The organism is Maribacter sp. 4G9 (assembly GCF_002742265.1).
Taxonomy (GTDB): domain Bacteria; phylum Bacteroidota; class Bacteroidia; order Flavobacteriales; family Flavobacteriaceae; genus Maribacter.
This window is the reverse complement of the sequence record NZ_MDGL01000007.1, coordinates 1-16,940: the sequence shown is the minus strand read 5'-3', so window position 1 is coordinate 16,940 and position 16,940 is coordinate 1. Positions and strand designations below refer to the sequence as shown.

At 40.5% G+C, this 16,940-nt stretch carries 21 protein-coding genes; 7 read left to right on the top strand and 14 right to left on the bottom strand.

All coding sequences use genetic code 11. From position 1 onward, the window contains the following. Nucleotides 1-80 precede the first annotated feature (80 nt). On the top strand, nt 81-206 hold the full coding sequence (locus tag BFP75_RS22530) for a hypothetical protein (protein WP_262497585.1): 126 nt from the start codon (nt 81-83) through the stop codon (nt 204-206). 29 nt (nt 207-235) lie between these two features. On the opposite strand, the gene BFP75_RS00665 is transcribed toward BFP75_RS22530, so the two are convergent. The 6 genes from BFP75_RS00665 to BFP75_RS00640 all read right to left on the bottom strand — a co-directional run bounded on the left by BFP75_RS00665 (nt 236) and on the right by BFP75_RS00640 (nt 4,767). Further along, complete coding sequence (locus tag BFP75_RS00665) at nt 236-1,789, bottom strand: aldehyde dehydrogenase family protein (protein ID WP_099542668.1); 1,554 nt, start codon at nt 1,787-1,789, stop codon at nt 236-238. A 61-nt stretch (nt 1,790-1,850) separates the two neighbouring features. After that, nucleotides 1,851-2,225, bottom strand: coding sequence for a DUF1304 domain-containing protein (locus BFP75_RS00660; protein WP_099542666.1), 375 nt, complete (start codon nt 2,223-2,225; stop codon nt 1,851-1,853). Further along, on the bottom strand, nt 2,225-2,767 hold the full coding sequence (locus BFP75_RS00655) for a 3-hydroxyanthranilate 3,4-dioxygenase (RefSeq protein ID WP_099542663.1): 543 nt from the start codon (nt 2,765-2,767) through the stop codon (nt 2,225-2,227). Before BFP75_RS00655 ends, BFP75_RS00660 begins: the two co-directional genes overlap by 1 nt. Before the next feature lie 110 nt (nt 2,768-2,877). Beyond that, nucleotides 2,878-3,372, bottom strand: coding sequence for a CAP domain-containing protein (locus BFP75_RS00650; protein ID WP_099542661.1), 495 nt, complete (start codon nt 3,370-3,372; stop codon nt 2,878-2,880). Between the two features lie 204 nt (nt 3,373-3,576). Beyond that, nucleotides 3,577-4,056 carry a CAP domain-containing protein gene (locus BFP75_RS00645; RefSeq protein WP_099542658.1) on the bottom strand — a complete coding sequence of 160 codons (480 nt, stop codon included), beginning with the start codon at nt 4,054-4,056 and terminating at the stop codon, nt 3,577-3,579. A gap of 207 nt (nt 4,057-4,263) precedes the next feature. Continuing rightward, nucleotides 4,264-4,767 carry a CvpA family protein gene (locus tag BFP75_RS00640; RefSeq protein ID WP_099542656.1) on the bottom strand — a complete coding sequence of 168 codons (504 nt, stop codon included), beginning with the start codon at nt 4,765-4,767 and terminating at the stop codon, nt 4,264-4,266. Nucleotides 4,768-4,850: 83 nt separating this feature from the next. Between BFP75_RS00640 and BFP75_RS00635 the strand changes: the two genes are divergently transcribed. The 4 genes from BFP75_RS00635 to BFP75_RS00620 all read left to right on the top strand — a co-directional run bounded on the left by BFP75_RS00635 (nt 4,851) and on the right by BFP75_RS00620 (nt 8,855). Beyond that, the gene (locus BFP75_RS00635; protein WP_099542653.1) at nt 4,851-5,207 is read left to right on the top strand and encodes a hypothetical protein; all 357 of its coding nucleotides are present in this window, start codon (nt 4,851-4,853) and stop codon (nt 5,205-5,207) included. Beyond that, nucleotides 5,208-5,513 carry an antibiotic biosynthesis monooxygenase family protein gene (locus BFP75_RS00630; RefSeq protein ID WP_099542651.1) on the top strand — a complete coding sequence of 102 codons (306 nt, stop codon included), beginning with the start codon at nt 5,208-5,210 and terminating at the stop codon, nt 5,511-5,513. A gap of 106 nt (nt 5,514-5,619) precedes the next feature. Continuing rightward, a complete protein-coding gene (glpK, locus tag BFP75_RS00625; protein WP_099542912.1) occupies nt 5,620-7,104 on the top strand; it encodes a glycerol kinase GlpK in 1,485 nt (494 codons plus the stop codon). A gap of 83 nt (nt 7,105-7,187) precedes the next feature. Beyond that, nucleotides 7,188-8,855, top strand: coding sequence for a glycerol-3-phosphate dehydrogenase/oxidase (locus BFP75_RS00620; RefSeq protein ID WP_099542648.1), 1,668 nt, complete (start codon nt 7,188-7,190; stop codon nt 8,853-8,855). Here BFP75_RS00620 and BFP75_RS00615 read toward each other — a convergent pair. After that, complete coding sequence (locus BFP75_RS00615) at nt 8,852-9,853, bottom strand: NAD(P)H-dependent glycerol-3-phosphate dehydrogenase (protein WP_099542911.1); 1,002 nt, start codon at nt 9,851-9,853, stop codon at nt 8,852-8,854. The genes BFP75_RS00620 and BFP75_RS00615 overlap by 4 nt on opposite strands. Before the next feature lie 124 nt (nt 9,854-9,977). Between BFP75_RS00615 and BFP75_RS00610 the strand changes: the two genes are divergently transcribed. Continuing rightward, nucleotides 9,978-10,892: a nicotinic acid mononucleotide adenyltransferase gene (locus BFP75_RS00610; protein ID WP_099542646.1), complete on the top strand. Its 915-nt coding sequence runs from the start codon at nt 9,978-9,980 to the stop codon at nt 10,890-10,892. 80 nt (nt 10,893-10,972) lie between these two features. Here BFP75_RS00610 and BFP75_RS00605 read toward each other — a convergent pair whose 3' ends face one another. The 7 genes from BFP75_RS00605 to BFP75_RS00570 form a co-directional block, all read right to left on the bottom strand. After that, complete coding sequence (locus BFP75_RS00605; protein WP_099542644.1) at nt 10,973-11,437, bottom strand: hemerythrin domain-containing protein; 465 nt, start codon at nt 11,435-11,437, stop codon at nt 10,973-10,975. Nucleotides 11,438-11,579: 142 nt separating this feature from the next. Continuing rightward, entirely contained in the window at nt 11,580-12,182 is a 603-nt protein-coding gene (locus tag BFP75_RS00600) for a YkgJ family cysteine cluster protein (protein WP_099542642.1), read from the bottom strand. A gap of 90 nt (nt 12,183-12,272) precedes the next feature. Continuing rightward, nucleotides 12,273-12,629 carry a bleomycin resistance protein gene (locus tag BFP75_RS00595; RefSeq protein WP_099542640.1) on the bottom strand — a complete coding sequence of 119 codons (357 nt, stop codon included), beginning with the start codon at nt 12,627-12,629 and terminating at the stop codon, nt 12,273-12,275. Nucleotides 12,630-12,674: 45 nt separating this feature from the next. Further along, nucleotides 12,675-13,169: a GNAT family N-acetyltransferase gene (locus BFP75_RS00590; protein ID WP_240531651.1), complete on the bottom strand. Its 495-nt coding sequence runs from the start codon at nt 13,167-13,169 to the stop codon at nt 12,675-12,677. A gap of 29 nt (nt 13,170-13,198) precedes the next feature. Further along, complete coding sequence (locus BFP75_RS00585; RefSeq protein ID WP_099542635.1) at nt 13,199-13,849, bottom strand: DUF1080 domain-containing protein; 651 nt, start codon at nt 13,847-13,849, stop codon at nt 13,199-13,201. Between the two features lie 239 nt (nt 13,850-14,088). Then, nucleotides 14,089-14,580 carry a hypothetical protein gene (locus tag BFP75_RS00580; RefSeq protein ID WP_099542633.1) on the bottom strand — a complete coding sequence of 164 codons (492 nt, stop codon included), beginning with the start codon at nt 14,578-14,580 and terminating at the stop codon, nt 14,089-14,091. Between the two features lie 998 nt (nt 14,581-15,578). Then, on the bottom strand, nt 15,579-16,310 hold the full coding sequence (locus BFP75_RS00570) for a DUF6090 family protein (RefSeq protein WP_099542631.1): 732 nt from the start codon (nt 16,308-16,310) through the stop codon (nt 15,579-15,581). 180 nt (nt 16,311-16,490) lie between these two features. Here BFP75_RS00570 and BFP75_RS21630 point away from each other — a divergent pair, with 180 nt between their 5' ends. Continuing rightward, entirely contained in the window at nt 16,491-16,634 is a 144-nt protein-coding gene (locus tag BFP75_RS21630) for a hypothetical protein (RefSeq protein ID WP_165776511.1), read from the top strand. Nucleotides 16,635-16,940: the final 306 nt, after the last annotated feature.

Sequence of the window (16,940 nt, the reverse complement as noted above, 5' to 3'; positions counted from 1 at the left end):
ACAGGCTATAGTTCCAAATATACAAGTATGTAGAAAGCATCTACTTGATTGCGCTACTTTAAGATGTGAAAATGAACACTATGAAAAAGCTCAAAAAAGGAATTATCGAAGCATTTAAATTGCTATGTATGTTCGTGATTCTGGGAATCCAGAATTTATTGGAAGGTAGTTGGACACAGAACGGGCCTAACCAAAAAGCGGCCTAAAGTATAGGCCGCCGTTTGTGTTCCATCTCTTATAAGTCAAATTTTATGCCCTGGGCCAGCGGTAATTCGGTGGTATAGTTAATGGTATTGGTCTGTCTCCTCATGTAGATTTTCCAAGCATCGGAACCACTTTCACGGCCACCGCCCGTTTCTTTTTCACCACCAAAGGCACCACCAATTTCTGCTCCGGAGGTTCCAATATTTACATTGGCAATGCCACAATCGCTTCCTGCTACGGAAAGGAATTTTTCCGCTTCCCGTAAATTGTTCGTCATAATAGCGGATGAAAGTCCTTGAACCACTCCATTCTGCTTTTCTATGGCATTTTCTACATCGCCGGAATATTTTAGCAAATACAGGACGGGAGCAAAGGTCTCGTGTTGAACGATTTTGTAATCATTTTTGGCTTCCGCTATGGCGGGTTTTACATAACAACCACTTTCATAGCCCTTACCTTGAAGTACGTCACCTTCAACGATTAGGTTACCGCCTTCTTCAACGACCTGTTGGAGAGCTTGTTTGTAAAGGGTGACGGCGTGGGTGTCAATAAGTGGACCTACATGGTTGTTCTCATCCAAGGGATTGCCAATTCGCAATTGTTGGTATGCGGATACCAAGGCATCCTTTACCGTATCGTATATGGATTCGTGTATAATCAACCTTCTGGTGGAGGTGCAACGCTGTCCTGCGGTACCTACTGCGCCAAAAACAGCTCCAATGACCGTCATTTTGATATCCGCATCGGGTGTTACGATAATGGCATTGTTGCCGCCCAGCTCCAATAAGGATTTTCCCAGCCTAGCGGCCACTGCTTGGGCCACTATTTTTCCCATGCGGATAGATCCCGTTGCGGATACCAACGGAATCCTTTTGTCCTGTGTCATAAATTCGCCAACTTGGTAATCGCCATTGATAAGGCATGAAATACCCTCGGGTAGATTGTTTTCCTTGAAAACGGCCGCCGCAATGTTCTGGCAGGCGATACCGCACAAAGGTGTTTTTTCCGATGGCTTCCATACACAGACATCTCCGCATACCCAGGCCAAGGCCGTATTCCAGGCCCAGACGGCCACGGGAAAGTTAAAGGCAGAAATTATCCCTACGACTCCCAAGGAATGGTATTGCTCGTACATTCTGTGTCCAGGGCGTTCGGAGTGCATGGTAAGTCCGTGGAGTTGTCGTGATAGGCCCACTGCAAAATCGCAGATGTCTATCATTTCCTGAACTTCTCCCAAGCCCTCCTGATAACTTTTACCCATTTCAAAGGAAACCAGCTTCCCCAGGGGCTCCTTTAGCTCCCGAAGTTTATTACCAAATTGACGTACAATTTCCCCACGTTGGGGAGCGGGCATTTTTCTCCAAATTTTGAAGGCATTGGTGGCCTTCTCCATCACTTTTTCATAGTCCTCTCTGGAGGTTGATATTACCTTGCCTATTAAAGAGCCGTCAACTGGCGAATAGGATTCAATAGTATTTCCTGTTGCAAAATTTTCTATGCCCGTTGAAGAGCCGTTGTTGTTTTCTTTTAGGCCTAAGGCCGATAAGGCATCAACTATTCCAAATTCTTTAGCAATTTCTGACATTTGTAACTTTTTTATCCCCTGATGTTATATTTAAACAAAAATACGAAGAATAGTTTGCTCTTTACAAACCAAACTTAAGGGCGGACCAAACGATGATTCCCAACAATGCAGGGAGTCCCTGTACGTAAAATATTTTTTTTGAGACGGAAATTGCCCCATATACACCAGCAATAAAGACGCAGGCCAAAAAGAAAAGGGCAATATTTACGGACCATTCCGGCGAGGATATGATTAAGGACCACAATAGACCTGCGGCCAAAAACCCATTGTACAATCCCTGGTTGGCTGCCATACTTTTGGTGGGTTCAAATAGTTCATCAGGAAAATTTCGAAATACCTTTTTAGCCTTGGTGGTCCAGGCAAACATTTCCAACCATAAAAAGTAACAATGCATCAATGCAACCAAAACCGTAATCCCTTTAGCCAAGATTAACATTACTCTTCTTTTGCTATGAAACGTTCGTCAACCGGCATAACGGTACCACATTTGTCACAGGTTCGTAGTTCCTCTGAGCTATAAAAATGTTTAAAGTGGGCCAAAAAGTCTTTTTCTATATCGTTCAAGGTAAAGTAAGCCTCATAAAGTTTATGGTTACAGTTATCACAAAACCATAGAAGTCCATCATCTACATTCATGTCCGCCCTCTTACGCTCAATGACCAGACCAATGGAATGCTCATGCCTTACGGGCGAATGGGGAACCTTGGCAGGATGCAGGTACATGTCTCCCGGGCCCAATTTCATGGTTTTCTTTTTGCCATCCTCCTGAATGTGAACTTCAATAGTACCCTCCAACTGATAAAAAAGTTCTTCTGTTTCGTTATAATGGTAATCTTTTCTAGCATTTGGTCCTGCCACGACCATAACAATGTAATCCCCGGCATCTTTGTAAAGGTTTTTGTTGCCTACTGGGGGTTTTAATGTTTGTCTGTTTTCCTCAATCCATTGATTGAGGTTGAATGGAGGTTTTATTCCCATAATCTTAGTTTTTCTAAAGGTAAAAAAAGTGAAGAACTAATTGGGAATTGGTCATAAAAAAACCCCTGCTCTCACAAGGGTTCCATTGTAAAATCAAATCAGTAATAACCTTATCTAATAAAAATTTGTGTGAAGTACAACTCTCCCTCTTCGTCAGGGAGGATACTCAAAGCGGAATGGGTGTAATCCCCTTCCAAGTTTTTTCTATGGTTTGGGCTGTCCAACCAAGCTTCAAAGGCTTCAGCAGCTGTATCATAATCTTTGGCAACATTCTCCGTTACGTCCGTGGCTCCCGTTTTAGCGGAAATATTTTCTGCGCGTGTATTAAAATTAGTATGGCTTATTTGCCCCTTAGATATCATATAATCATTATGTTCACTTGCCTGTTGATAACTCGTTATTTCAAATTGAAGTTCATTTAGACCTAAAGATAATCTATGTTCGTTCACCAAATCAAAAAGCTCGTTTTCCTGTGTTGTTTGAATATTTGAGGCAACGGAAAAGCCCAAATTACTTTGTTCTTCCATTTCTACATACGTGTCCTTTGAACAGGATTGAACTGCTATAAGGACCAATACATAGAACATTTTATTAATTGTTCTCATTCCGGGGGATTTCTATTCTATGGGGCAAAGGTATCCCCAAATGAAACCTGGATCAATATTTTATCTTTATGGTGGATAACAAATTCGATGATAAGACAAACACCGTAAAATAGACGATAATCGACTAACTACATGTTCTTTTTATCGACTTTTTATAGCCGTTCCCTGTAAGTGTATTGAGAATATGGGCATTGAAAGCTACACCTATTCCTGATAGAAAAGCTGTGTATAGTAAAAGTCGCCTTGGGCGTTCTTTTTAACGCTGACCGCTGTATGTGAAAATTCGCCCTCCATGGTCTTTTTATGGCTGGCGCTCCGATACCATCCCTCAAAGGCTTCCATGGCCGTATCGTAATCCTTGGCCACATTTTCCGCTACCATCTTTACGGTAACCTCAGAATTAATGCTGGACGCCCTAGCGCTAAAATTGTCATGGCTTAAACTCCCTTTGGCTATCATGTAGTCCGTATGCTTGTTCGCATACTTGTAGGCGATTTCACTGAACTCAAGTTTGTTCAGGCCTAAAGATACTCTGTGATCGTTAACTATGCTCAGTACTTCCTGTTCCAGAAATGCATTATTCTGGGCTTCCTCAATAATTGTATCGTCCTGCAAGGGTTCGGCCGTACAAGAATGGAGCAATACAAACAACACCGGGATAGCGAATAGCAATCTCATTTTCATATAGTGTTCTCTTTGTAAGCAGGCCGTTCAGGATAGCTTCGTAGGAAAGTAAGATAGGGTTTCTGTTCTCGTGTTGATCGGGGAAATCAACATTGTAATATTACTTAAAATACACGTTGGTCATGTTGAAACCCATCTATTTTTCGACCAAATGCCTAGAATCTAGGAGAAAATGTTTTTGGTCTGAAAATTAGGGTTTTTGGTCGATCAAGGAAGTTCTTCCGTTAAATCACTTTGGAGTACATTGTCAAAAAGAAAGGCACCAATGTCTATTAAAGGGTCGTATAGAACGGAATTGGCCTTCATCTCCTGGTTAGGGAAAACAAAATTAGTGTTCAAGCGTTCCAAGAACACCAAAAGCGCCCCAAGAATTACGGCCACCTTCAAAATACCAAAGATGGCTCCTGCCAGTTTGTTTAGAATACCCAACATGGCTATATCGATTATTTTGGTCAATATCTTTCCCAAAAGATGTACGGCCATCACGATTAAAATAAAAGTAATGACCAAAGCGGCAATATTGATGAACTTTTCATCCCAGTCCATTCTTTCAGATAAATAATCACCCGCGATGTAAGAAAAATGAATCGCTCCATAAATACCTGCAATTATGGCGATGATAGAGGCTATCTCCACTAAAAGGCCATTGCTAAGTCCTTTCCAAAGACCCCATAAAAGAAGCAATCCCAGTACAATGTCCAAAAAATTCATTTCACTAGTTTCAACAAATATAAAACTTTAGATTAGTACCTTTATACCTTTAAAATACTATCAATACATTCTAACGAAATTCTATGGCCAGGGATATTTTATTGAAGGAAAGATGGGAAGTATTGGTGCTAAAATTGTCCAATAGATTTTCTGATGGGGATCCCCTGGAGATGGATGCCATTATATACTTGGTAGGTGTGCAGGAACTTGGCCAATACCACAGAAAGTACAAGAAAGACGACAAATTGGATTTGATGCATATTGCTATTTGCAGATTGTTGGAACCGTATGGGTATTATGAATTTGAATTTTTCGATGATGATGGTTGGCCACATTACAAAATCAAGGAAAATCTTCCACCTTTAAAGGCTGGTGAGCAGGCCGTTTTAATGAAAGAGGCCATTGTAGATTATTTTTTAGAAAAGGAGTTTATTGACTAGATGAAAACCACACCCTATTATGCCGTAATCTTCACTTCCGTTCGTACGGATGGTGATCATGGTTATTCGAAAATGGCAGAGGCCATGGATGAATTGGCCAAAACCCAACCCGGTTATCTAGGTATTGAAAGTGCAAGGGAAGATATCGGAATAACGGTAAGTTATTGGAAAAGTTTGGAGGCCATTGCCCATTGGAAAAGCAATTCTGAACATATGTTGGCGCAGTCCAAAGGAATTAGTGACTGGTATAAAAACTACAAAGTTAGAATTTGTAAGGTAGAACGGGAGTATTCCTGGGAAAAGTAAAATCACTTACATATTAGGGAAGTCACCATTTCCTTTGAAAACTAATTAAATCCTATTATCTTTCTAAGAAATGCAGCTTTGGCTGTATTTAAATTCAAAAGATTTTATGGGAGCATATATTATATCGTTAGATCAGGGAACGACAAGTTCGCGTGCATTGCTAGTAGATGAAGAAGGGAGAATTCAAGGGATGGCGCAAAAGGAGTTCAAACAGATTTTCCCCAAGTCGGGTTGGGTAGAGCACGATGCCATTGAAATTTTGGAAACACAACTGGGTGTTTTAAAAGAACTAATTTCGGGGAATAATGTCGATTTAAATGATGTAAAAGGAATCGGTATAACCAACCAACGTGAAACCGCCGTGGTATGGGACAAAAATACGGGCAAACCCGTTTACAATGCCATCGTGTGGCAGGACAAACGTACAGCAAACATTTGTGAGCATCTTAAAAAGGAAGGTCTTACCGAGCATGTACGAAAAACTACGGGCTTGGTCATTGATTCTTATTTTTCCGGAACCAAGGTCCAATGGATTTTGGATAACGTGGAAGGTGCTAGGGAGAAAGCCGATAAGGGCGAATTGCTGTTTGGAACCATAGATACTTGGTTGGTATGGAATATGACCACGACCAAAAACCATTTCACGGACTATACCAATGCCTCAAGAACCCTCTTGTATGATATTGTAAATTTAAAATGGGACGATCGGCTATTAAGTGCCATGAATATTCCAAAAAGCATGCTGCCCGAAGTAAAACCCTCGGCATTCCATTTTGGGGATTTTGAAATCGACGGAGTTAAAATCCCCATAGCGGGGATTGCCGGTGACCAGCAGGCCGCTTTGTTTGGACAGGGATGTTTTAAAAAGGGAACCGCAAAAAACACCTATGGTACTGGCTGTTTTATGCTGATGAACACCGGCGAAGAACCCCAATTTTCAAAGAATGGTTTATTGACCACTATTGCCTATGGCTTGAATGGCAAGGTCAATTATGCTCTTGAAGGCAGTATTTTCATCGCAGGGGCGGCAATACAGTGGTTACGTGATGGCCTGGAACTTATAAAAGATGCCAAGGAAACCGAGGCGCTCGCGGATTCGGTAGAGGGAGAAAGTTCCGTATACGTTGTGCCGGCCTTTGCAGGGCTGGGTGCACCTTATTGGGATATGTACGCCCGTGGAGCCATTTTTGGGTTGACCAGGGATACGGGCAAGGCGCATTTAGCCAAAGCAACCTTGGAGTCACTTGCTTATCAGACAAAGGATATTCTAAAGGCCATGGAGGATGACTCCGGATTACAGTTAAAAAACCTAAGGGTAGATGGTGGTGCTTGTGCAAACAATCACCTTATGCAGTTTCAGGCCGATATCTTGGATAGTGAAGTGCATCGGCCCGAAGTGATAGAGTCCACCGCCATGGGAGCCGCTTTTTTGGCAGGTATCCAAGTGGGGCTTTGGACACAAGCGGATATTGATGAGAACCGACCTATGAACAGAATCTTCAAACCAAAATTCGATCGGGCAAAAAGAAGACGATTATATGCCCAATGGAAAAAGGCCGTGGAACGATCTAAAGCTTGGGAAGAGGAATAAGCCTGTTATTTTATCATTAAATTAAGAAGTATGGCAGTTCATGCGGGTGCCTTACATCTTATCTTTATGGAAGAAAGAAAGTTATGCAGCACATAGAGTTTTCCAATTTAAACCGCGAGAAATATATTGAACGGTTAAAAACCGAATCTTTTGATCTGGTGATTATCGGCGGAGGGATTACCGGGGCCGGTATAGCCTTGGATGCAGCGTCCAGGGGCTTGAAAGTAGCTTTGCTGGAAAAAAATGATTTTGCATCCGGTACCAGTAGCAAGTCTACCAAATTGATACACGGGGGCTTACGCTATTTAAAACAATTCGATTTTTGGCTGGTTAAGGAAGTGGGTTCGGAAAGGGCCATTGTACATAAATTGGCTCCTCACTTGGTGCTTCCAGAGAAAATGTTGTTGCCATTAATCGAGAATGGCTCCTATGGGAAATGGCTGACCTCCATCGGACTAAAGGTATACGATATTTTGGCCCAGGTTTCAGGAGATGATAAACGGCAAATGTTGGAGAAAAAGGAAGCCTTGAAATTGGAACCCCTTTTGCCCAAAAAGATATTGAACGGAGCGGGTTATTATGCCGAATATAGAACGGACGATGCCAGGCTCACCATTGAAAATATAAAGACAAGCTTGCTTTTCGGCGCGCAGGCCTTGAACTACGCCGTGGTAACCGATTTTTTGTATAAAAATGAAAAGGTTGCCGGTGTACAAGTACGGGATGAGGTTACTGGGACGGATTTTGAAATCAAGTCCAAATACGTCATTAGCGCTGCGGGACCTTGGGTAGACGACCTTAGGGTGCTCAACAATTCCAAAAAAGGTAAGCAACTGCACTTAACAAAAGGAGTCCATTTGGTTTTTCCATATGAAAAGCTTCCCGTAAAACAATCTGTTTATTTTGATATTCCCGATGGCCGAATGATGTTCGCCATTCCAAGGGGGAAGATAACTTATGTAGGGACTACGGATACTAATTATAACGATAATAAGGACAAGGTTCGAACGGATATTGCCGATGCCATCTATCTTATTTCGGCAGTGAACAATATGTTCCCGGATATCAATCTGGAACTGGATGATATTGTTTCTTCCTGGGCAGGTCTTAGACCTTTGATTCATGAAGAAGGAAAATCCGCTTCCGAATTATCTAGAAAGGACGAGATTTTTGTTTCGGATACGGGGCTCATCAGTATAGCGGGTGGAAAGCTTACGGGTTACCGTAAAATGGCGGAACGCGTCGTGGACCGCGTAGTGGAGAAACTGAAACAGGAACACAATACCGAAACCAAGAAATGCTATACGGACAAGATTTCGCTCTGCGGAAACGATAATTTCAAGAAGTTCAAACACGTGAAAAAATACATTGACAAGGTGTACGAACGCATCAAGCCCGAACGTTTTTCCAAACATGACGCGTGGTTTTTGGTTACGAATTATGGTGAGCAAACGGAGGCAATCCTTGAGCTTTATGGAAAAAGAACTGAAAAGGACAATGCTACCAAACTTGTTTTGGCGGAGTTGGAGTACGGATTCTACAACGAAATGGTGCTAAACCCCATGGATTTCTTTATTAGGCGTACGGGTAGGCTCTATTTTGACATTGAGAGTATTACTCAGTATATGAATCCGGTCCTAAATGAATTTAAGGTTATTTTGAAATCGGACGATGCTCATCTAAAAGCTTGGCAGAAAACCTTGGAAAATGAAATCAAGGAACATTCGGATTTTTCATTGAATAGAGCTTAATCCAGCTTCTCTGTCAAAGCAGCGAAGACTTTTTTGGCATTTTTGTTTTCATAGAGCACCTCATACACCGCATCGATGATGGGAGTCTTTACCTTCTTTTTAAAATCGTTCTTTATTTGGTAGGCACTTTTGGTGGCGTAATACCCTTCGGCGACCATACTCATTTCCATTTGGGCGCTTTTTACGGTATATCCCTTTCCGATCATGTTCCCAAACATTCTATTTCTACTAAATGTGGAATATCCGGTAACCAGTAAATCCCCTAAATAAGCAGATTGGTTGATGTTTCGGTCTATATTATGGATTCGCTTCGTGTACCGTTTCATTTCTCGAATGGCATTGCTCATCAATACACTTTGAAAGTTGTCGCCGTAACCAAGACCGTGGGCAATACCCGCAGCTATGGCATAAATGTTCTTTAGCATGGCGGCATACTCCGTACCAATAATATCCTTGGTTATTTTCGTCTTGATAAAATTGCTGGACAAATTTTTGGCCACTAACTTAGCCTTTTTGGAATCTGCACAGGCAATGGTCAAATACGAAAGTCGTTCCATGGCAACTTCCTCCGCATGGCATGGCCCTGTAATCACCCCAATATTCTCAAAAGGAATGTTATAGGTATCATGAAAATGTTCGCCAACAATTTTTCCAGTTTCGGGCACGATACCTTTAATGGCGGAAAATATGATTTTATCGTCCAAGGCAACGGAAAGTTTAGCTAGCTCTTGCATTAAAAAAGCCGATGGTATGGCAAATATCAAGACATCGGCATAATGTACTATTTCATTGATGTCATCGGTCAAGAGCAACTGCTCCGTCTTGAATTCGACCGAGGTAAGATAGTTGGGATTGTGCTTTTGAATTTTAAGGTAACCAATGGCATCAGAGTTTCTCATATACCAGCCTACCATATCTTGATTCGCGGTCAACATTTTTACAATGGCCGTTGCCCAACTACCTCCGCCCAAAACCGCAAATTTCATCTCGTTCTTCATATCCATTTATATAATGCCGCTAAATTACCAAATTATTGGTAGTGGTATATGCGCTGTAAATCAACGTGTTCGCTGTTTTGGCACGGTGCTTGTTTTATTTGTTCTAGAATTAAAACTGAGGGTTATGAAACATGTAAAACTACTTTTTGGATATGCATTACTGGCGACTTTATTGGTTTCCTGCTATGCAGATGTACTTATTGAGGATCAATTCATTGAGGAATCCGCCTTTAATACGGATCAGGTTTTGCAATCGTATGACCTATGGTATGTAGATATCAATGAAACCCGTGGAAGTGGCGAAGTTCCTTTTTTACAAAGGGCCTTTACCGTTAGTTTTGATCGTGGTACTTTTTATGCCAACAACAATATTGTGGGCATCGGGAAGACCGGAAACGGGTTTGGAATCGACGTTGGTTTTTATGATACGTACCGTGGCGTGGTAGAAATAGATCATGATGTGGACGGAACATGGTTATTGGAGGTGTATGCCGTTAATGGAAGTACGATAGAGCTTTACGACCCCAGCACGGACACATCATATATACTTCAAGGTTATCAAAGAAACAATTTTGATTACGACCAGGTATTTTATGATAACATCAACTACTTCATCCAGGAGTACGATGCTTGGGAAAAGACCTATACCAGTGTGGAAGGGAAATTGAACGATTTTGACGATGAGAACTTTCTACAGTTTTTGCCCAATTTCTTCCGTTCTTCGGTGGATGCTCCCGGAACGTCCTTGGGTAGTCTGCAGTGGGATTATGAAGGGAATTATCAGGTCTATGATGTTGCCAACGATACTTCCTTAAAGACCTTGACCTTGGATTATGATTTTTTTGGCAACGATTATTTTGAGCTATATGTGGTCAATGATGGCACTATAGAATTATATCACCCAGATAGCGGAACTATCTACGAATTTAAGGGTAGGGGATATCAGCAATATTTAAAAACGGGCAAGGGTACCGTAGCTAAGAAAAGAATAAAGACTTCCAATCCTACCATGGATGTGGTAAGGAAGCGAGCAAAATAGTTTTTAGGTTGGTTAGTTGTTCAAACCGCCAGGGAGTATAAAATCTCCCTGCGGATTTTTGTTGAAATAGCAACTATTTATTATTTGCCGGGAATGGCTTCTGGCCATCCCTTTCTATATTCTGAAACCGTTTCCCCATAGCTTTTGGCTAGGGATTCCGCTTCTTCACTGGAATAGATTTTCTTTGCCTTTTTAAAGAAGTCCTCTTCCTCATCCTTCAAGTGGTGTTCTACCTTCTCGGCAAGTTTTTGCATAGTGGCCAACCAATGTGGGGAACTCATATCGGTATCGTCCAGTTCTTCTATGAGTTCGTCCATTTCATGGTGTTCTGCCATGCCGTGTCTGGCATCTTCCTGCATCTTATCGGAATCTATCAATGGAGAATAAAAATATCGCTCTTCCGCAACTTCATGTACTTCCAATTCCTTCTTCAATTCCTCCCAGATATCCCTTCTTTTTTCGGAATCTCCTGAGGTTTTTAGGATTTTGGAGCATAATTCCCGTTGGATATCATGATCGTCCTTGATGGCTTTATAAATGTTCATTTCTAAATCTTTTTGGGGACTCTAACTTGGCCAGCTTATTAAATGAGACAGCAATTAGCATCCGGATTAATAGAGAAACAAGGTAAGCCATGGGCATTCCTATGCTTAACTCCATTAAATCAAAGATTAGTTCTAATGCGTTTTAAACGCACTCCTTGTCAGAAAGTGGCAAGGGTCTATAGGCATAGTATTGCAACACTTCTTCCAAGGCCAATCGTAACGCCTTGTTTACGGGTACAATGATATTTCCCAAACGAAAATCAATCTGGTTGAGCTGCATGTAGTATTCCGTAAAAACCGGAACGGAAAGGCCTTGGCTTATTTTTTCCGAAGCCGATGCAAAATTTTCCGCTTGCCCCTCCTTTATGACCTTACAAGTTGCCAGTCTAAGCTTGCCATATTTATCGGTACTGGCCCCGTAGCCGAACAACCGGCATATAAGCCCGCGATACCTATAGGTTTTGCAATGGCCTTGGTCTACAAGGGTAAGTGGCTGGTAGTTTACGCAGGTAGGGGTTTGAATCTCCCTAAGGATCTGCAACATTTTTTCTGCCTCACCGGTTAAAAACAAGTGAAAGGCCCATGGTAAAAACTCCAATGGGGACGCTTCTATAGCTGGATGGGTGCAGCACCTTCCACAGCCGGAAAGACAACTTAAACCCGTATTATTTTGAAAAGCTGCGGTTTCCTTTTCCAGTTGATGGAACAACTGTTCTATCAACGTTACTTTTTGCGGTAAGGTCATTGATTTTTCGCGCGAAGGTCGATTTAAAATCGATCCGTTGGGATTTTTTATTTTTATTTTAAAATGCTGATAAACAATTATTTAAATCAATCAGAGGCTTTGCCCAAAAGTCAACAAGTTGTTATCAGGATCAAGGAGGGAGAATTCCTTTTGTCCCCAAGGTTTTACCGTTAATTTCCCATTGGGATGAATGGCCACATTTTGCTCCAGAAGTGCTGTATAAAAATGGTCAATATCATTACAGCGAATATAGACCTGGCCGTAATTTTCTTTGGGGTCCAAACCTTTAAAAAGGAAGAAATGGATTTGAACACTGTCCTTCTCGAGCATCAAGTAATCCGGATAATCTACATCGCCTATATTACGAAAGCCCAACGTATCCATATAATAGTTCATGGTTCTGTTCTTATTGCGCATGGGTAATTTGGGATGGATTTCGGTCAACATATTTTTAGATATAAGTTAGGCAAAAGTAGAATTGTATACGTTTTTCTAAGTAATATTCTTCTCAAGAACATAATCGTCCATAACATATCCATTCCCTATATCCTGCACGATGGAGTCAACATTGGCAAAACCCATTTTTTTATAGGCGGAGATGGACTTAGAATTGTACTTGTTAACAGTGAGCCTTATTTTGGGCAAATGGTATTCCATTGCTTTATTTTCGATGAAGGAAAGGGCCAATTTACCCAACCCATTTCCACGCATGTTTTTGAGCACATAAAACTTGCTCAAAAAAAGAAAATCTTTGTGAAGGCTCAAGGCAAAATAGCCTGCATGACCAACATCGGTTTTTATCAAATAATACTGATACCCTTCTTTAATTTGGTCATTTATGGCCGTTTCCGACTGATATTTCGCCAACATGTAATCTACCTGTAACGAACCAATAATGGGCGTGTAATGGTCGGTCCAGATGGTTTGAGCCAAATGGGCGACTGTTGCTATATGCGCTGTTGAGCTTACGGCTATGATAGTTGGCAAAACGAATTGGGATTTGGTCAGTTTTATTTTTAAGGTAAGGGTTTTACCATAATGTCCTTAAAAAATACGATGCTGTTGGGGTCATGGGCCTGTAGTGCAAAAGTCCCTCCCTTCAATAGCCGCATGGAGCCTTCATTTCTTTTGGGCTGGGAAGGTTCCGTATAATCCACAACAACGATATCATTAATTTTCACAATGACCCTGTTACCTTCTACCTTTATGTGCTCCGTATACCATTCGTCATCATGTACGTAGTTTTCTTTTAGATCCACGATGTCATAGAGACTTCCGGTACGTTTCCAATCCGTGTGGGAGTTATTCACCTGAACTTCGTAGCCTTGTGAGGGCCAACCGTCTTCTTGATATTTCGTATGGATGTAAATCCCGGAATTTGCCCCAGGTTTGGTCATCACGGTAGTCTTGAACTCAAAATTTTGGAACTGATGGCCTTCTACTTCACCGTTATAAAAAAGATGCCCTACATCTCCTTGAACCTTAATGGCCCCGTCCACAATGGAAAAACTGGTGGCATTCTCCCCTACTTTCCAACCATCCAGATTTTCTCCGTTAAATAGGGAAATCCATCTATTGTTTTTGGAGTTGTCTTTTTGCTGTGCCCTGATGTCATAAACCCAACCGAGTTGAGAGACTATCAGGGTAAGGAGGAATATTTTTTTCATTTTAAAGTCGTTTATTGGTTTTACCTACAAAGTATTGAAAAAAAATCAAAATGCTCTTTTCTTTCCCATGTAGCTAAGTCAATTTTTTCATTAAACATTTTTTGTAGGTTTTTGAATACAATTATTGCCAATAGACTAATGGGTAGGATATGGATTTTTTTTTGGCATACACAGAGAGCTAAAAACACAAGAGGTAATGGCACCATTGCTTAGAGCCATGGATGTGTTTGATAATTCATTTACTGCGTATTCTTAAAAGTATCTTCGAAAATTTTTACCCAATCTCCATCGATCAATTGTTCCCCATATTCTTTAAAGCCCCCTTCAGGTGTGCTGCCAAAAAAGAATCTGGTCTTTTCATCTTTCCACACAATGAGTTGTTCCTCCTTAAATTCTGCGGGGTATCTAGCGGCCCCTTCTTTAGAAAATCGATAGTAGTAATATTTTTCGTCCGCCTCATCGTAGAGGATTATTGTATGGAGTTGCAGAAACTCGGTATTCAACTCAATGACCAGAATGCTACTGTTTAAATCATAGGAGATTTTTTCGTAGGCAGAACCTGTTTTGGTGACAATCCCGTTTTCATAAATTTTTGATGTACCCACCCATTCTCCAACCAAGAAGCTTAGTTGCTCCATCTTTTCGTGCTTTAAATCTTGCGATAGAACAGAATTATACAGAAAAAACAAAACCAAACAATAAAGGAACTTGGAAGCTTTTCTAAATTTCATATTTCTACATTTAACGGTGAGGTTATGATTAGTTGCGGACTTTTCATGTAGGCTGAGCGCAGTCGAAGCCAGGAAAATGTCCGCTTGTACCGAAGATAGTTAATTGCAATGGATTGCCATTTGGGAAAGCAGACCACAATTAATTATAAAGCGTGTGGTTGTTGCACAACTTCTTTTTTAATCAAATTATGAATTAATAGAAGTTTCGAAAAATAATATACACTTAAGAACCAGCAACTTCCAGATTCTTAAAATCAGGAAAATCCTATTTTATTAGAAATTTAGACTTGTGCAACGGTTACTATTGTAGACAACAGTTTTTCATTCAAATCTTATTTTCCGATAATTGCCATTATTTCAACAATATCTTCATCTACTTTAAAATAAATACTATCAACTCCACAAAGACAGCGTCTGTAGTCTTTTTTTTATAGTCAACCGATTCGAATGAAAAAGGTCTTTGGGCAATAATCTCGAAATATGTAAAAAATGATTCAAAGTATTTGTCAGCTTGAGTCATTCCAAATTAAAACCAACGGCGCGCATAGCGCGGCGTTTGCGAAAGCAACGTGCGAGTTGAAGCGCTGGTGGCGAATTTTATGGAAATACAGTGAAAACCTGTGACGATGGTTCGGTTATATGGCTGTATATGGATATTTTGAACCGGATTATCGGTCATCGATACGGCCACTCCTTGGCCGTTTATCGTGGTTTTCACGGTATTGGGAACATTCCCGATAGCTATCGGGAAACAAATCGGTTTGTAAGTTGCCAAACTTATTATGGCTTATGATCATTCAGATGCCGGTGAACACAAAAATAAGTGTATCCCATATAGGATGCCGAGCAAGTTATATGGTATTGAATGGTTGATAATCCTTTCGGAATTATCAACGATTCAACACCCCAAAACCATCATTATGAAGTAATTGAAAATTAAATACTAACTTTAGAGAACTGGACTAGGGCTTTTCATAGGAGCCATTGTTGTGCTTTCGTTATTTGTTTAACTCTTCGTTGATTAATTCAGATAATTCTTTTGTGGATTCTAGCATATTTTGCATTTGCTTTCGTAAGTTCTTATCTGTATAATCTCTCAATTGAAAAGTTCCATTTATGATGTTAATTGCTGAAATTATATCTTCCTCCCTAATTAATTGGTTCAATAGTTTGGGATTTATATTTAAAATATAATTTATAGGTCCAAGACCAACCGCTTTTTGGCTATCCTTCAAATGAACATCATTATTCCCAGATATAGTTTTAACAATTACATTTTGAGTAGTTCTCAAATCTAGTAGAGCATTCCTAATTTCATCTGGCATTAATTTAATGTCTCCCGTAGATAGTAAAGATTCTATTGTATTTGTATTGAAAGTATAATAACCAAATTCCCAATCAAGTGTACCAATAAGAGGTATAACATCATTAATACTTTCAGCTTCAGGTAATTTTTCTAAATAGTTTTGATATAATGTAAGACTCGAATCAAGATATACAATTACTCTATTAATATAAATAGTGTCCTTTTCTAAATCTTGTAACACCTGTCTATAGTAATTATTGCGAATTTTTGTGCTTTTTCTATTTTCATTCCAATTATTAATCTGTAACGCGATTAAAATTCCGATTACTACTAGTATAATTTCTCCAACGGCATATTTAAAATACTTTCCAGTTTTGTTTTCCATAAGTAAGTTTTGGCGGATTTTTCTAAAGAATTTTATCATTAGTTAGCGGTTTGTGATAATGAAGCACAACGCAGGGCTATGTGAAGCCACGTTACGGATTTTAAATTTACGCAACTTGTTGGGATAAATTTACAAATACGTGTTGAACGTGGCCAGGTTGCATACCCGCCAGAAAGGCTTTGTCGGGCTGGTAGCCGTTGATATGTACAGTTTTCCTCGATGGCGCCTAAAGGTGATAAAAGTTCGCAGGTCCCTCATCCTACGGATTATGCAAACTGGCATGGCCCTGCGATGATGTACAAATCCCAAGGGGCGGGAATTGGAGCCTTTGGCGACAATGTAGCGACTTGGGTTCACCTTTAGGTGAATTGTACATCATCGGTCCCGGCTATGAGTGGTTGCGTGGGTTAGCACTTAACTTTGCAAGTACACACCAAGCTGAAAATCCGCGAGGATTTTCAGAAGTAGGCAAGAACAAGCAATTACTTATAGCATCTATGTAAAAGCAGCCTGTCGAGTATCTTTAAGATTCACCAAAATCAAAAGATATGAAAACACAACAAACTGCCCCACCCAAGTTATTCATTGGTATCGACATACACAAGCGAAGTTGGAAGGTACACTGTTCGACCGATCTTTTCTCGGGCAGGACCTTTTCCATGTCCCCGG